Annotated in this window: 12 protein-coding genes; 8 read left to right on the top strand and 4 right to left on the bottom strand. The window is 41.1% G+C overall.

Annotated features, from left to right (window positions below):
* Positions 1-383 precede the first annotated feature (383 nt).
* From rlmKL to rmf, 5 genes are all read left to right on the top strand, one after another.
* Positions 384-2513 carry a bifunctional 23S rRNA (guanine(2069)-N(7))-methyltransferase RlmK/23S rRNA (guanine(2445)-N(2))-methyltransferase RlmL gene (rlmKL, locus tag A9260_RS11200; protein ID WP_068698998.1) on the top strand — a complete coding sequence of 710 codons (2130 nt, stop codon included), beginning with the start codon at positions 384-386 and terminating at the stop codon, positions 2511-2513.
* Positions 2513-2752, top strand: a complete 240-nt coding sequence (locus tag A9260_RS11195; protein WP_068698996.1) for a glutaredoxin family protein — start codon at positions 2513-2515, stop codon at positions 2750-2752. The genes rlmKL and A9260_RS11195 overlap by 1 nt, the downstream gene beginning before the upstream one ends.
* Positions 2730-4643 (top strand): ABC transporter ATP-binding protein, encoded by a 1914-nt coding sequence (locus tag A9260_RS11190; RefSeq protein ID WP_068698994.1) that lies wholly within the window; start codon positions 2730-2732, stop codon positions 4641-4643. Before A9260_RS11195 ends, A9260_RS11190 begins: the two co-directional genes overlap by 23 nt.
* A 6-nt stretch (positions 4644-4649) precedes the next feature.
* On the top strand, positions 4650-6611 hold the full coding sequence (locus A9260_RS11185; RefSeq protein ID WP_082957088.1) for a DUF3466 family protein: 1962 nt from the start codon (positions 4650-4652) through the stop codon (positions 6609-6611).
* A gap of 211 nt (positions 6612-6822) precedes the next feature.
* The gene (gene rmf / locus A9260_RS11180; RefSeq protein WP_068698992.1) at positions 6823-6996 is read left to right on the top strand and encodes a ribosome modulation factor; all 174 of its coding nucleotides are present in this window, start codon (positions 6823-6825) and stop codon (positions 6994-6996) included.
* Between the two features lie 178 nt (positions 6997-7174).
* Here the strand turns inward: rmf and fabA are convergent, their stop codons facing one another.
* Positions 7175-7705, bottom strand: coding sequence for a bifunctional 3-hydroxydecanoyl-ACP dehydratase/trans-2-decenoyl-ACP isomerase (gene fabA, locus A9260_RS11175; protein ID WP_068698990.1), 531 nt, complete (start codon positions 7703-7705; stop codon positions 7175-7177).
* Between the two features lie 67 nt (positions 7706-7772).
* Positions 7773-9419, bottom strand: coding sequence for a S16 family serine protease (locus A9260_RS11170; protein ID WP_068698988.1), 1647 nt, complete (start codon positions 9417-9419; stop codon positions 7773-7775).
* Positions 9420-9651: 232 nt separating this feature from the next.
* On the opposite strand from A9260_RS11170, the gene matP reads away from it, so the two are divergent.
* Positions 9652-10101: a macrodomain Ter protein MatP gene (gene matP, locus A9260_RS11165; RefSeq protein ID WP_068698986.1), complete on the top strand. Its 450-nt coding sequence runs from the start codon at positions 9652-9654 to the stop codon at positions 10099-10101.
* Positions 10102-10125: 24 nt separating this feature from the next.
* Positions 10126-10425: a DUF3634 family protein gene (locus tag A9260_RS11160; protein ID WP_068698984.1), complete on the top strand. Its 300-nt coding sequence runs from the start codon at positions 10126-10128 to the stop codon at positions 10423-10425.
* Positions 10426-11306: 881 nt separating this feature from the next.
* Here the strand turns inward: A9260_RS11160 and A9260_RS11150 are convergent.
* Positions 11307-12263 carry a hypothetical protein gene (locus A9260_RS11150; RefSeq protein WP_068698980.1) on the bottom strand — a complete coding sequence of 319 codons (957 nt, stop codon included), beginning with the start codon at positions 12261-12263 and terminating at the stop codon, positions 11307-11309.
* 165 nt (positions 12264-12428) lie between these two features.
* Here A9260_RS11150 and A9260_RS11145 point away from each other — a divergent pair, with 165 nt between their 5' ends.
* Complete coding sequence (locus A9260_RS11145) at positions 12429-13601, top strand: MFS transporter (RefSeq protein WP_068698977.1); 1173 nt, start codon at positions 12429-12431, stop codon at positions 13599-13601.
* A 287-nt stretch (positions 13602-13888) separates the two neighbouring features.
* Here A9260_RS11145 and A9260_RS11140 read toward each other — a convergent pair whose 3' ends face one another.
* Positions 13889-16261, bottom strand: coding sequence for a discoidin domain-containing protein (locus A9260_RS11140; RefSeq protein WP_068698975.1), 2373 nt, complete (start codon positions 16259-16261; stop codon positions 13889-13891).
* Between the last annotated feature and the right edge of the window lie 99 nt (positions 16262-16360).

Here is a 16360-nt window from a genome sequence, read left to right as displayed (position 1 = left end):
TCATTATGTGAAGTTAAGTGTTGCAGGCTCACATTTTTGTTATTTATTTTTACGCTTAAACCCCCTTAGTTTGGCTCTATCAAAAGCGCTATTACCTCTATATTTCCCTTTTTAGGGTGCTTTGTAAGTAACTTTCAGTCTATATTTGTAGTTGGTATAGTCCAGATTTGCGGTGAATAAGTATTCACTACGCGTTAGCGCCCGATTTTATGGTTAAAAATTAATGAGTAAAACAGCTTGAGAAGTTAATTGTGTTGAAAGTAATCAACACAATTAACTGGTGTAGAAATGAACAAACAGAGAGGTTTCATCGAGAAATATCGGAATTTAAACTGACAAGGGGGTATAATTAACGCCATTTTATTAGCGACTTAGTGATTAACATGCATCAATACCTTGCCGTAACGGCCAATGGCTTAGAAAATCTATTGGTAGAAGAACTCAAAAACTTGGGGATTGACGACCCAAAACCGGTACAAGCAGGGGTGCGATTTAAAGCCAATCTTGAACAAATATATAAGGCTTGTTTGTATAGCAGAACGGCATCTCGATTTGTTCGCATTCTGGCTGAGTTTAAATGTCAAGATGACATGGACTTGTATCTATCATGCATGTCTGTTCGTTGGCAGAATCACTTTGACGCACACAAATCAATTATTGTTGATTTTAACGGGACTAACAGTGAGATTCGCAATAGCCAATATGGTGCGATGAAAGTAAAAGACGCCATCGTCGATACGTTCACTAAAGCGAACTTACCTCGCCCTGAGATCAGCAAAGAAAGTCCTGACATTCGAATTCACGTACGTCTACACAGAGAAGAAGCAATACTGGGTATTGATATGGTTGGCCAAGGCCTAAACCAACGTGGATACCGCACCGAAGCAGGCCGTGCACCGTTAAGAGAAACATTAGCCGCCTCAATTGTGATGAGAAGTGGCTGGGATAAACAAACGCCGTTGATCGACCCTATGTGTGGTTCAGGTACGCTGCTTATTGAAGCGGTAATGTTGGCTGCCAACGTAGCCCCTGGTCATGCGCGTACTTCTTGGAGCCTTGAGAACCTAAAAGACTTCGACTACGGGCTTTGGACTGAAGTGAAGTCAGAAGCCAAAGTTGTTGGTCGTCGCGGTATTAACAAGTTTGAGATCCCTGTTATTGGTTACGATAACGACCCTCGAGTATTGGAAACGGCGAGAAAGAATGCTGTTCGTGCTGGTATTGATGGTTTGATTGATTTTCGTTTAGGGGATGCAACGCAAATTGTTGCTCCTAAAGATGCAGGCGAAGGTACGATTATTTGTAACCCGCCATACGGTGAGAGACTGAGTACTGAACCTGGCCTTATTGCGCTTTACTCTGAATTTGGCGCGCAACTTAAAGCCGAGTTTCGTGGCTGGAATGCATCAATCTTTTCAAGCTCTGATGAATTGCTTAGTTGCCTTCGCATGCGTGCTGACAAGCAATACAAGGTGAATAACGGCGCATTAAACTGTCTGCAAAAGAACTACGGCATTTCGACTAAAGCTCGAACAGGCGCTGATGAAGATAAACCACAGGCGATTGTGGCACCGGATTTTGCTAACCGTTTGAAAAAGAACATCGGTAAAATTGGCAAGTGGGCGAAGAAAGAGCAATTAGATTGTTACCGTATCTACGATGCCGATCTTCCTGATTATAACGTGGCTATTGATGTTTACCCTGGACACTTGGTGATTCAAGAGTACGCAGCGCCAAAAACGATTGAACCTGAACTGGCTAAGCGCCGTCTTACCGATATCATTCGCGCGAGCATTCAAGTGACTGGCGTTGAAGCAAACAACGTAGTGCTTAAGGTACGTCAAAGACAAAAGGGCACCAATCAGTATCAAAAGCTTGCTCAGAAATCTCACCAAATGGAAGTGGCTGAGTATGGGGTTAAGCTAAAAGTGAACCTGTTTGATTACTTAGATACAGGCTTGTTCTTAGATCATAAATTGACGCGTCGTAAAATTGGCCAAATGGCGGCAGGTTGTGATTTTCTTAACTTGTTTGCTTACACCGGTAGTGCAACTGTTCACGCCGCAGTGGGCGGCGCTAAGAGCACCACAACCATTGATATGTCCAATACCTACTTAGATTGGGCTCAAGAGAACTTAGCAATCAACGGTATTAAGGGTAAGCAACATCAGTTTATCCAAGCAGATTGTCTACAATGGCTTGAGAAAGCGACAGGGCAATACGACCTTATCTTTATCGATCCACCGACGTTTTCAAACTCTAAACGCATGAAGCAAACGTTCGATATCCAGCGTGATCACATCCAATTGATGACGCATTTGAAACGACTATTGAAACCTGAAGGCACGATTGTATTTTCTAATAACAAACGTCAATTTAAGATGGATATGGAAGGGATAAGCGAGCTTGGGCTTAAAGCACAAAACATTTCAGATAAAACGCTGCCTTTGGATTTTGCTCGTAATAAGCACATTCATAACTGCTGGCTAGTATCTGTAGAAAACAAAGCTTAATGAGCGTAACGCTTTATAGCACGCAAGGGTGTCACTTGTGCGAGCAGGCATTCGCTTTGCTTGCACAATTGGCTATTGAACCACAGGTTATAGACATTGCCTTCGATGATGATCTGTTCTTACGTTACGGTGTCACTATACCAGTGGTGCAAGTCGGTGACGTTGAGCTTAACTGGCCCTTCAATTTACAACAATTACAACTATGGTTAGACAATAATGGCATTACTTACCATTCATAATGGTCAACTGGCGTTTGGTGATATTCCTTTACTAGACAAAGCCGATTTTCAACTTCAAGAAAAAGAACGTGTCTGTTTGGTGGGACGAAACGGGGCAGGTAAGTCAACTTTGATGAAAGTGATTGCCGGTGACGTGTTGATGGACGATGGACACATGCAGATCACTCAAGATGTCGTGATTTCTCGTCTTGAGCAAGATCCACCACGAAATCAAGCAGGTACCGTTTACGAGTATGTCTCTGAAGGCCTAGCTGAAATTGGTAAACAATTGAAGATCTATCAAGATCTTCTGGATCTTGTTACCGAAGACCCAAGTGAGAAAAATATAAATCGTTTGGCTAAGGTGCAAGAGCAGCTTGACCATACCGGCGCATGGCGTTTTGAAAGTCGCATTACTAATGTATTAGAAGCGCTAGCACTTGACGGTCATACATTACTGACTGATTTATCTGGTGGCTGGCAGCGTAAAGCAGCCCTTGCACGAGCATTAGTGTGCGATCCAGATGTATTACTTCTTGATGAGCCTACCAACCACTTAGATGTCACAACCATCGAATGGCTTGAGACGTTCTTAAAAGATTTCCGCGGTTCAATCATCTTTATCTCGCATGATAGAAGTTTCATTCAATCCATGGCCACGCGTATCGTTGATCTGGATCGAGGCATATTGACGTCATTTCCTGGCAACTATAAGCAGTATTTAGTGGGTAAAGAGGAAGCAATGCGTGTCGAAGAGGCACAAAATGCGGAATTTGATAAGAAACTCGCTCAAGAAGAAGTTTGGATTCGCCAAGGTATTAAGGCGCGCCGTACACGTAATGAAGGTCGCGTAAGAGCATTAAAACAATTGCGTAATGAAAGGCAAGATCGTATTGCCGTACAGGGCAAAGCTAACATTCAAATCGATGATGGCACGCGTAGTGGCAAAATTGTGTTTGAAGCTGAGAATGTGAGTTACCAAATTGACGGTAAAGCGATTGTCGATGACTTTAGCTTTAGGGTTATGCGCGGTGATAAAATTGCACTTATTGGTCCAAATGGTTGCGGTAAGAGTACTTTGCTCAAGCTAATGCTTGGTCAATTGCAACCGGATACAGGTCGTTTACATTGTGGTACAAAGCTTGATATTGCTTATTTTGATCAGTATCGCGAAGCACTTGATCCTGAAAAAACCGTTATTGATAATTTAGCAGACGGCAAGCAAGAAGTGACCGTTGGTGGCCGTGAGCGTCATGCTCTGAGTTACTTACAAGACTTCTTATTCTCTCCACGTCGAGCTCGATCTCCTGTGAAAGCACTTTCTGGTGGCGAGAAAAACAGACTGTTATTAGCTAAATTATTCCTAAAATCGAACAATTTATTGGTATTGGATGAACCAACCAATGATTTAGATATCGAAACATTGGAACTTTTGGAAGATTTGCTTGCCAACTATCAGGGTACATTACTTTTAGTCAGTCATGACCGTGAATTTGTTGATAACACGGTAACGGATAGCTGGATTTTTGAAGGTAATGGCCGAATTGAAGAATTTGTTGGTGGCTATCATGATGCGCAGCAACAGCGTGCTCAGGTTAAGACTGCTAGAAAGGAATTTGTTGCCACAAAAAGCAATGTTGTGGTCAATGAAAAACCTTCAAGCAAACCAAGTCGCAATACTGGCAAAAAATTGTCGTATAAGTTGCAACGTGAGTTAGAATCGTTACCACAGCTTCTTGAGCAATTTGAAGAACAGATAGAAACTTTACAGGAAAAGGTTAATGACCCTGCATTTTTTGCACTTCCTGTCGAGAAAACACAGCCTGTACTTGAAGAGTTAGCTTCCAAGGAACAGGAATTAGAAATAGCATTTGAGCGCTGGGAAGAGCTCGAAGCAATGCAGCAGGAATAAGATATTTTGAATCGCAGTTGTATCTTTAAACTTTCAACCGTAGCCGCTTTGGTTATGGGATCTTTTGGCGCACATGCCGCAACAACCAGTCTTTATAAGGTTGTACCTATCACAGTATCGAGCACTATTGGGCTTGAGGCTTATGGTAGTGCTATTGACGAAAATGGTAATATTGCGGGTGATACGCGTAATGGTACGGATGGTATTCCATTTCGTGATGAAGCCTCTTTTGGTATAGATAATACGTTCACCTATTTAGACTGGAGTGATCTCGAAAGCTACTGCTACCGACATTTAGGTTATAACAGTTGTGAGAACTGGGCCGAACGTGAGTGGCATGGCATTAACGATGCCGGCGGTTTAGAGCGTGAGCGTGAGGCCTATTACGATGGTTATACTGCAAATGCAAATGCCTTTGATAATACTGGCACTCAGCTTATGCAAAAACCGACCTCTGACTATTTACCAGGTGGAACGGATACCTTCGTTGAAGGTTCCAATAATGTTGTAGTGAATAAGTTTAGTGTTGATGATCAAGTGTTGGGTACAACCAGCAGTGGTTATTATAAATTGAGCTCAGGTAATTATGGTCTAGCGTATCGAGAGCGTGGTTTTGTTGGTGATACGATTTTACCGCCGGCAACTACATTTAATGGTGATCCTGTAAGTGACATTGTCACGAAAATGGGTCGCACCATGGCGTTTGATTCATTCGAATATCCAGCTGATTCAGGGGATATTTATATAGTAGGTAGTGCCTCGGTTGCACCATTTGATTACAGCGATGGTAACAAAGACTATGATGGTCGTGATGTTAGCCGCTGTTTTAGTGGTGATACTCCTATCGCTGATCCGGGCGCTGAAGCTTATTGTCAAAACTTTGCGTTTGCGACCAAGGCATTTGTTTGGAATAGTGCAGATACTACTGGTGTTTCTGTTGCTGCTTGGGGAGCGACTGAAACAATTGCTAATCGCGATAAAAAGTCTTATATGTCGAGCGTTCGCGGCGCCGTTGTGCCTGATCATGAACTGATTGCAAACGAAGGGACAACCGATGTGTACCCTGATGCGACAGATTATGACGGCAAACCCGTTCTAGTTGGTTATAACACGCGTCGTGATGATAATAATTTATTGATGCAAGCCGCCATCTATTATCCTAAAGATACAACGGGTGATTTAGATTTAACTCAAGATGACCAATGGGATTCTAAATTTATCTCTAATGCCGAGGTTGAGGTTAGTGGGGATTACATCTATTCCAATACTCGCGCAACGGACATCAACAATAACTTATTGGTGATCGGCGAATCTAAACGAAGTGGTTATTACCCAGAAAATGGCGCAGCTGCAAGCCGTATGTTTGTTGCTGATGCTGGGGTAGAGACACCATCTGCAACTTATTTGTCGACAACTGGTGAGTCAATTTTCTTCACCGGTTCCGGTGGCAAAGCAGAAGCGGTAAACAATTATAATGAGATTGTGGGTACTATCGATGCTGAAACCGCGCGCGAATATGGCGGTAAGCAACGTAGACATAGAGGTTTTATCAACCCTTATGAGTTTACGGGAACTCACGCGAAACGCCGCGCTTTATTCCAAGATAAATCTTGGTTTCTTGATGACTTAACCAATGATGATGATGTTAGCGGTACTAACAATCATTATCGCATAATTGCAGCATCTGATATTAACGATAACGGTGAGATATCGGCTACTGCTCTATATTGTGCCGATGGTTTCGATAATACTGGGCACAATGCTTATTGTGGCGGTGGTACTGGTGTTGAGACTGTTGTCGCGGTTAAGCTTGTTCCTAATGTCGATCTCAATGATGAGGATGCTAGTGTGACTATTACACCACGTAGTGTCGCTCAAGAAACAATATCCAGACAAGGTGGTAGCCTTGGTCCTTGGGCTCTGTTTCTACTGACTATTGTTGGATTGAGAAGACGACAAAAACAATAGTTTAATCGGTCATATACAGCGTAATATTAAGGACAAACTCACAAATTGTGGTTTGTCCTTTTTTTAACCTTGTGAAATCTGCATTTTTGAACGAATCTTATAGAGGGTTATTTAACATTGCTTTGATGTTTAGGAATATAAACACACACAGAGTTATCAAGCGGTGTTAATCCCAAGTACGTTGTTTATTGAAAGGTTAGAGGATTTAACTATGAAGAGACAAAAACGCGACCGTCTTGAGAGAGCACAGTCCCAAGGTTATAAAGCGGGTCTAAATGGTCGCTCAAGCGATACTTGTCCATACCAACAAACAGATGCTAAATCTGAATGGTTAGGAGGTTGGCGAGACGCGAAAGGAGATCTTGAGTCTGGTCTTTATAAATAATCTTTTAATATAGGCTCTGTATTGGAGCCTTTATTAAGACCACCTAACGCACTATAACTAATTGTATGTTCGCAAAAAATATAATACCCAGTACGTGCACAATTAGAATTCTTTAATAGGGACAAATAAAAAAGCCATGACAAGTATCATGGCTTAGGGGAGAGATCCGCTTCAGTGATTAGAACTTTGAAGTATCTTGGAATAATCCAACTTTAAGATCTTTTGCTACGTAAATCTCTTTACCATCAACAAGAACGCGACCGTCAGCCATGCCCATAACCAGTTTACGGTTAACAACACGCTTCATTTGAATTTCGTAAGTCACTTTTTTCGCTGTTGGTAGAATTTGACCAGTAAATTTAACTTCACCTACACCTAATGCGCGACCTTTACCTTCACCGCCAATCCAGCCAAGGAAGAAACCAACAAGTTGCCACATTGCATCAAGACCAAGACAACCAGGCATCACTGGGTCACCAGGGAAGTGACAGTCAAAAAACCATAGGTCCGGAGTAATATCAAGTTCTGCGATAATAAGACCTTTGCCAAACTCACCTTCAGTTTGTGACATCTTAGTCACTCGATCCATCATCAGCATGTTAGGTGCTGGTAATTGTGGGCCTTGAGGGCCGAATAGTTCACCGCGGCTTGATGCTAATAGATCTTCGCGATCATATGAGTTTGCGATATCGCAAGGTTTTTGTTGCATTGTATTGAGTCTCCAGATTCTTTGAACGTGCATTTTATGTGATGCAGTATAGTACTTACAACTCCGATCAGTCCTTAAACAGCAATCTTTTAAGGCGTCCTAGTAAACTTTCACCTAGTTCGTGTTGATTTAGTCTATCGATACGTTCAGCTATTTTATTTAATATTGTATCGTCACTGTCTCCGCAAAATTGCTGACCGGTAATGATACGTAATGCTTGGTCCACATCCTCTACACTCCAAATATGGAATTGACCTTGTTTTATTGCATCTACGACATCTTTGTGTAGAGATAGATGACGAAGGTTTGATATAGGTAAAACAACACCTTGTTCTCCTGTTAAGCCCTGATGGGCACAAACATAGAAGAAGCCTTCAATTTTTTCATTCAATCCACCGACAGCTTGTACACGACCAAATTGATCGACGGCACCAGTCACTGCAATGTTTTGTTTTATTTCATAACCAGACAATGCACTCACGAACGCACATAGCTCAGCTAACGACGCACTATCGCCATCCACTTCGCTGTAAGATTGCTCAAATACAATGGAAGCGGAATAGGGAAGCGGCTCATCAAGATCAAGAGCGCTACTTAAAAAGGCTTGCATAATCATCATGCCTTTAGCATGCAAGTTGCCCCCAAGTTCAGCTTTGCGCTCTACATCAGAAACATCGCCGTCTCCACCAAAGTGAATAACGCAAGAAATTCGCGCAGGCTCACCATAAGAGACCGGGTGTCCAGGTACATCGACTACAGTGAGTCCGTTAACCTGACCAACTTGTTTACCTTCCGTTTGAATTAATACTTGCCCATCCAAAATGTCATCAAGTGCACGATTGGGTAAATAAGATTCACGGTAATACCTCGCTTTAAGTGCGGCATCAATGTGTTTTTCTTCAATAAGTTGTGAGCCAGATTCTAACGATGCTTCGGTGAGTAAACTGCGAATCCAAGATGCAGATAAAGGGGCAAAATGTTGCTCTTCACATACTCTCGCACCGGCGGTTAGAAAACCGTAGATAGCGTCTGCCGATAAGTCTGGTAGTTTGGCATCAGCAACGATACTTGCAACATAGCCTAGATACAGCGGCGCTGTGATTTCATCGATACGAACGTCCATCTCAACTTCTGTGAACATAGTATAAGACGATGAAAAGGCTGGATCTAAGTAGTCTAAATCAGCAAGTTGGTTACGATCACCAACCACAATTATTTTTACAGAGCTTTCAAATCGTTGCTTAGGAATGAAACCATTTTTACTGGTACCAACTCTAGAAACTTCTTCACCGGCCAATAGTGCACGGACAGCCAATAGCGTTGTTGGCTTAGCTAACAAAGCATTAGCAGAAAGAATTAAATAGCCGCCATTAAATTTTTCCAACAGCCCCACAAAAGACTGCGCATCACCGGCATCAGTGACAATGTAACTACCCAATAATTCTTCTGCAGAAATTGATTCGGTATGATGGATAGGCGCAGAAGTAAATGAGCCCAATACAGATGCAATTTCTTTTCGAGCGGCAACGGTATCCGAACTGTTTATCGCTAACAATGGAGCTTGACTACCAAGCTCGACATATCGCTTTACTGTTGCTTCTAAACGAGGCTGTAAAGAGATAAACGAAGATTCAGGATATTGAAACAAAGCTCGTGTAGAGTCTATAACTTGATCATGTTGAGGAGTCGCGAGTCGCCAATCTATCGATTTCATAAATAATTACTAAAATATACTATGGCGACAGTATACCTAAGCTCGTGAGATATGACCCGATAAATAGTCAGTTTGCGGATTTAAGGCCACATTTTTCAATTACATTGCATCATTTTGTGCTCAACAACAAATATCATCAGTGCTTTCATTGTCAAAGCAAAGAACAAGGGTTACGCTGTCACTGTAACATTGTAATTAATCCTACAGATTTAACGGACTAACATTTAGAATCATGAAATATCAACAACTTGAAAATCTAGAGTGCGGATGGAAGTGGAACTACTTGATTAAAAAATGGAAAGAGGGAGAAACCATCACTCGCCATTTAGACAGTAGTATAGATGCTGCCGCCGTAGAGCTTTTACGAGCAATTGAGCATGAGCCCGTACAAGTGTTGGAATGGATTGATAATAACATGTCCTTTGAGCTCGATAACAAGCTAAAACAAGCTATCCGAGCAAAGCGAAAGCGTCACTTTAACGCAGAACAAATCCATACTAGAAAGAAATCCATCGATTTAGACTATCGAGTTTGGGAAAAACTGTCATTTAGAGCGAACGAATTAGGCTGTACTTTATCTGATGCGATTGAATATCTGCTCAGTGAAGCTCAACGCAGCGAAAAAGCGAATGAAAAAGTAAACTTGCTTAAAGAAGATTTAAACAAACTTCTATCTGATTAAGTAGATAGAACACAGGAGATCCTCATGTTGTATGTCATATTGGTCGCCGCAGCACTTATTTTTGCTATCGTATTATACGACAAACCAAAAATGAAACTTGTCTTCAAACAAGGCCAAGTAAGCTCGCATTCAGGCTCAGTAGATAAAGCTTTCCTGCACAAGTGTGAAGACATTGTACGAAAGCAACCATTTGAAGGCACACTCAAAGTTTATCAATCACAAAACCAATACCGAATGAAGTTTTCAAAAGGCGTTCCAAACAAAACACGCCATATTTTACGCAGCGCATTACCAGGTGCAAAACTTAACGGAAAGAAACGATAACAAGACAATATTAGACCTAAGCACGATATCAGTGGTTAGGTCTTTAAACATTCTTAGATTAACACCAATAATTGAGCTGACATCATCAAATAGCCCCCACAACTAAAGTGCGCATTATGTATATTATGTTAAATATGGTTTATTGGAACTAGTATCAGGCTTACTATTTTATTGTGTACTCTACTCTTTCCATTGCTTTGCCAGCTAAGCTAACTATCACTTAGTCGTATTTGATGACAAGCCTCATTAATGTGTAAATTTGATATAAGTGATTCTCAAATCTAGTTTAGTTTTTTGTTCTGGCATGCGGTTTTATTTTATGTGCCTCACGTGATTGACTGAACCAACAATTCAAATGACACATCAGGCAAATCACTTTTCAATGGCGACATCGATGCTCAAGTCTAGGACGAACGCATGACTAAACACTTATCGACCAATCATGTTCATCATCTCCACAAGACGCCGTGAAATCATCCTTGATGGCTTCATTGTGGTATCCATGCCACAAAAAGGTGTTCCGATAATGCACTTGATTTTGTTCAAATAACATTCGTGATCTCACCCTGTGCTCAAGTCCCTTCGTTTGCTTTTTTAACCGCGTACATCTGTGCAATTGCCCAGTTACATCCATGTTTCCCATCTATCTGAGACAAGATCTAAAATTAACGCCACTAAATTTAAATCAATGCCTTATCATTGGCCTAGCCGATAATCGTTCTTGAAATCTCCAGCTCCTTTTCTTATCGAATGCTCTAATTGCTTATTATTAACCACCTTCGTTTATGGTTATATTTAATTGGCTCATGGCATTAGTTATAGTGCATTAGGTTGGTAATTAAAGATGATACATACATGCACATCCTTAATTACGTTATTGATTAATAGACAGGTTTGACTTCTTTTACTTCAAAGTTAGCAAAGTCGACCTCATCTTCAGTGGCGTTTAGCTGCTCTTTTGCTTTTAAGGAACGGTAAATTCCCCATTTAGGTCGTACAAAGTTACCTTTATTGGCATCGTTACCTGAGCGCCACATTTCGATATTGTTTTCATGTACTTCTATTAATGGTGTTGTTTCACCTACAGGCGTTACCGTCATCATTAAATTGCCTTGCTCGGCGTAATTGGCTCTGACGAAAACTTCAAACCAACGACCTTTGATGTCATCTTGCCAATCTACGTTATGTTTTGAGGTGTGATATAAGGTATTGTTAATTGTTCCGCTGTGATCTGAGTTATAACCAACGTGTCTAACCTCTAAACCACTACGTCCATGTCTTATATTGGCAGTAAGCGTCAATATAGGTGAGTTTGTTAAAGCATCACTACCCGACTTTTTAACCGCTTTTAGCTGGAAAATATGCGTGAAATGTCTGGTTACCTTCAAATCATCGTTGATTCTAAACTTCCAACGATACTCAAATGTTTTACCTAGATATCCTTTAAGAGAAGAATCTGAACGTCCATAAACCTTAATTTCATTTCGCTGGCGATCACTTTTTGATAGAACGTCTCTGTCATGATCAAGATCTCGATGAAGTACAAATTTAAAATAGTCACCAATTTTCGGGTCTGTAAGCTCTGTAATGTGTGGATGCCCTTGATGGTTTGCACTGCCATACAAGTCCGGCGCTTCAATTGAACGTGGTCCAAATGCATTACGTATCAATGTGTACGTATCTTCGCCATTAGCACCATCAGCGTCTAATCGAGTCTCACTGACTTCTGTGTAGCCTTTAATTTTCTCAAAACTTTTGACGCTAATCTCATCTTTACTGCTATGTGCACAGCCACTTATTATAAAAATCAGGCTCAAAGGCAGGACTCGTTTTAACATTGTTATTCCTTTTAGTTCCTGTCATAAAAAAGTAATACTAGCACCAACAGTACACATAAATAGTGCTATGTCACACATTATGCCGATGGTAATGTAATGTTTTCATGCTCAACAACAGCGGTGAAGTACTTTATACTCTGGCATCGCTCTTTTTTGGAATACCTTGTGGCGCTTTCACGAAAACAATATCTAGCATTGTTTGGCATTTTGCTATTAGCAACAAATTTACGAGGCCCCTTTACTAGCCTTGCGCCAGTTCTAGACCAGATAATGACTCAACTGCATCTAAGCTCAACGATGCTTGGCATGTTGTCGTCACTGCCGTTACTTTCCTTTGCTATCATCTCTCCGCTTTCGCTCAGTGTATTGAAGAAGTTTGGTTTAAAAAGCAGCATTTGCATTGCACTTTTAGCTATTTTATTGGGTATATGTCTACGTTCTGCGGGCTCTGTTAGCAACTTATATATAGGGACAATCCTTATTGGCGCTGGAATTGCAGTGGGTAATGTTTTACTGCCCGTTGCAGTAAAAGCCAGTTTCCCTACGCGAATCGCCGTTGTCACATCCTTGTATATCTTTACCATGGGCATTGGTTCAACCGTGGCATCCACTGCGATGGTGCCACTATCTCATCAGTCCTTTATGTCACTCACTGGCTGGCAATTGGCTTTATTATTTAACTTAGTCTTTGTGGTCAGCGCCTTCGTTTTTTGGTTTTGTAGCAACAGCAATAATCAACACGATGATAATCATCAACTGGTTAGTATAAGAAGCTTATTGAAAAGCGCTGTCGCATGGCAGGTTACTCTTACTTTAGGTTTTAACTCGTTTACCTTTTATTCATTTGCTGCTTGGCTACCCAAAATGCTACTTGATCATGGCATGAATGAAATTGAAGCAGGCAACATATATGGGCTATTACAGTTATCCACCATGCTTCCAGGCATAGTATTAATACCCATACTATCAAGGCTAAAAAACACAAAATGGTTATTTATCGCCACCTCCGTTGGCGTGGTTCTTGCGGCCCTTGGGTTATTATTCGCCCCGCAATACGCGACATTTTGGACCGTGATGTTTGGCTTTTGTAATTGCTCAACGTTCGTTGTTTCAATCTCTTTTGTCGGCTTGCGTACTAATAATGCCTCACAAGCGGCGGCACTTTCTGCAATGTCACAAAGTATTGGTTATGCCATTGCCACTTTAGGTCCGCCACTTCTTGGATACCTTTATCAACGCAGTGGCGCATGGTCTTTACCATTACTTGCCATTATCTGTATTGCCAGTTTATGTGTTTTATTTGGTACTCTGGCGGCGCGAGAAACGAGCGTTTCTTAAAGCATTAATACACAAAATTAAACACGACATTCACTTTCTAGTCGTTTAATACCAATCGTAGTAAATCTCTGATCAGCCTAGCTGGTTAAAACACTTGATAACCGCGTTGAAATTTTTGATTGTAGAATAACTACTTATCAAAAATATTCGCCTTGTTCTCAAGTGTTTTTCCTGCGCTATTTCTGATCATTTACTTACTGTGATTGGTATAATTTAATATTCTATTTAATCAAAAAAAGCCAACTCAAAAGAGTTGGCTTTATATTTACACGCTACCGTTAAGCTAATTAGTTAGCATTAATGCCTACATCGCTTTCGGTTAACATTGTTGGCTTAGAAACTGATGGTGAGCTAGTTAACTCAACAAGTTCAGAAGTATCTAATATACCACCGCTGTTTACAGTAGCGCTGCCGCTATTATAAGCCGTGTTACCAGACCAAGTATTTGAACTATCATCTGCATCGTTACCAAATAACGTACCTTCACTACCAATAACAACGTTGCCTGTCACTGTAATGTTCGAAGGACTATTTTTGTAACTGCTATCTTCACGTCCAATATAAATACCACCGCCAGTGCTATCTACGATTGTATTATTAGCAACGTTGATGTTAGTTGGAGTTTCATGGCTATCACCATTTGAACTATCTGAAGTATCGCCATTATCAATTAATAGAGGTAATCTCCAGCTGGTTCCAGATAAGCCTTCCATGTAGTTATCATACACACTATGGCCTTCACCATAGATACGGATACCACCGGTTTGGTAGTTATCATCTTCTACAGAGTCACTTGCGCCAGTACCGTAGAAATAGTTTCCGTATGCACTGTTGTTATAACCTAAACGGAATGACAGTGAACCCATTGAGTTCTTAAAGGTGTTGTAGCGGAAAGTGTTTTCTGAAGTTTTAATGGTTAGAATTTCATTTTCACCATCACAGTTTTCGAACAAGTTATATTCAACAATGTGATTTGTTTCAATATCTTGTGAAGAAGAAATACCCATTACAATCGCTTCACGATCAGAGTCACCTGCTGGTGTTCCATCGACAAGATACGGTGTAATGTTGTTAAAGTAGTTATGGTGAATATGAGCATCTTTGGTCATTAACTCTTCACCCGTTGTATCATCTACATCGTACTGGAACTTGATGTAACTACCGGTATTCTTCGCACCATCAACAACACTTATATTTTTATCGTGGAATTCATTGTAACCAATCTCAATGAATTGACTTGATTCTGTTACCACTAAAGAACTTTGGCCTTCTGTGACGTCCAGGTGATCAAAGTAGTTACGTAAAACTTTGATATTAGTAGAGTTAACGATTTTAACTAGCGTGCTCACGTCATTAGAAGGTCCAAACATGAAACCTTGTAAGGTAATATTATTTGAGTTTTGAATGGTGGCATTTTCTAGTTTTAATCCACCGACAGTCTCTGCTCGGATTAATACTTGGCTATCAAAACTAATGTCTTTAATTGAGATTTCGCCGCTATCAGTAATGATGATTTCATCGCCACCGACTGCACTTGCCAGTACTTCATTTAAATCATCAGCTGATGTGTAGTACGTTTGTCCATCGACAGGATCTGTCACAGGAGGGATAACAACCACTTCATCTTCAACACACTCGTCACCGACTAATGAATAACCATCATCACAAGTGATTGGTGTCACTTCTTCCTCATCTTCGACACAAACGCCGTCAACTAATGAAGAACCTTCCTCACAAACAACGCCACCTGGGTCTGTTGATTCTGAAACGGTAAATTCTGTTACGCTGTTCCAAGTGTTTGATGTATTGCCGTAACCTGTGTAACGAATGTATTGAGCATTCACTGCATTAAACGTGAACGTTTCTAGAGCTAAACTGCTACCAGAACTATAGGTTTCATCAAGAACTGTAGTCCATGAACTGTCATCATCACTGACTTCAATACTAAAGATACTTTGACGAGAGCTGCCTTTATAAAAAGCCAACTGCACATTATCCAGTGTTTGCTCGCTGCCTAAATCTAAACGAACCCATTCACCGCTGCCGTTGGCAGACCAGCGAGTGTCCAAACTTGAATCGATAACATTGTCCGCAACATTACCGTCATCACTGCTTGCAAGTGCTGCTGCATCAACTGGAACCACCGGATCGGGCTCGACTGGATCTGGATCAACTGGGTCGGGATCAACTACTACATTTTCATCGCCATCGGTAAAGTCGACTTCAGTGACACTATTCCAAGTGTTGCTGCTGTTACCAAACCCAACATAACGAATATAACGTGCGGTCACAGTCTCGCTAAATGCAAAGTCCTCTTGATCTGCTGTATCGCCACTACTCACCGAATCGACTTCTGTTGACCAAGAACTCGCATCATTAGAGCTTTCAATTCTAAAATAAGTACTACGAGAATCACCTTTATAAAAAGCAATGCTCACACCACTTAATGGCACGTCACTGCCAAAGTCATATTGCACCCACTGACTGCCATCATTACCATTAGCAGACCAACGAGTAGTTAGATCACTATCAGTGGTATTGCTTGCCGCATTTCCGTCATCACCACTGGAGGTTAGGCTAATAGGTTCGGCTGCGTAACTTGTAGAGATACCGGCAAGTAACAGAGCAGATGCAATTGCAGAATATTTTATTTGTTTCATAGTTCCCTCTTTAAATGATTGAACTTCCGTTATTAAGTTCGTCAATTAATCGTCAGAGTAACGATATTTTGCGTTATTTTTGTTAAGCAAAATGAGCGT

It is taken from the genome of Vibrio sp. UCD-FRSSP16_30 (assembly GCF_001676025.1).
Classification (GTDB): Bacteria; Pseudomonadota; Gammaproteobacteria; order Enterobacterales; family Vibrionaceae; genus Vibrio.
Note: the sequence above shows the minus strand (reverse complement) of the source record. Positions and strands in the feature narration are given on the sequence as shown.

Excerpts from the sequence above, each read along its gene's own strand:
- rlmKL (WP_068698998.1), top strand. The coding sequence starts at position 384 with ATGCATCAATACCTTGCCGTAACGGCCAATGGCTTAGAAAATCTATTG.
- A9260_RS11195 (WP_068698996.1), top strand. The coding sequence starts at position 2,513 with ATGAGCGTAACGCTTTATAGCACGCAAGGGTGTCACTTGTGCGAGCAG.
- A9260_RS11190 (WP_068698994.1), top strand. The coding sequence starts at position 2,730 with ATGGCATTACTTACCATTCATAATGGTCAACTGGCGTTTGGTGATATT.
- rmf (WP_068698992.1), top strand. The coding sequence starts at position 6,823 with ATGAAGAGACAAAAACGCGACCGTCTTGAGAGAGCACAGTCCCAAGGT.
- fabA (WP_068698990.1), bottom strand. The coding sequence starts at position 7,705 with ATGCAACAAAAACCTTGCGATATCGCAAACTCATATGATCGCGAAGAT.
- A9260_RS11170 (WP_068698988.1), bottom strand. The coding sequence starts at position 9,419 with ATGAAATCGATAGATTGGCGACTCGCGACTCCTCAACATGATCAAGTT.
- matP (WP_068698986.1), top strand. The coding sequence starts at position 9,652 with ATGAAATATCAACAACTTGAAAATCTAGAGTGCGGATGGAAGTGGAAC.
- A9260_RS11160 (WP_068698984.1), top strand. The coding sequence starts at position 10,126 with ATGTTGTATGTCATATTGGTCGCCGCAGCACTTATTTTTGCTATCGTA.
- A9260_RS11150 (WP_068698980.1), bottom strand. The coding sequence starts at position 12,263 with ATGTTAAAACGAGTCCTGCCTTTGAGCCTGATTTTTATAATAAGTGGC.
- A9260_RS11140 (WP_068698975.1), bottom strand. The coding sequence starts at position 16,261 with ATGAAACAAATAAAATATTCTGCAATTGCATCTGCTCTGTTACTTGCC.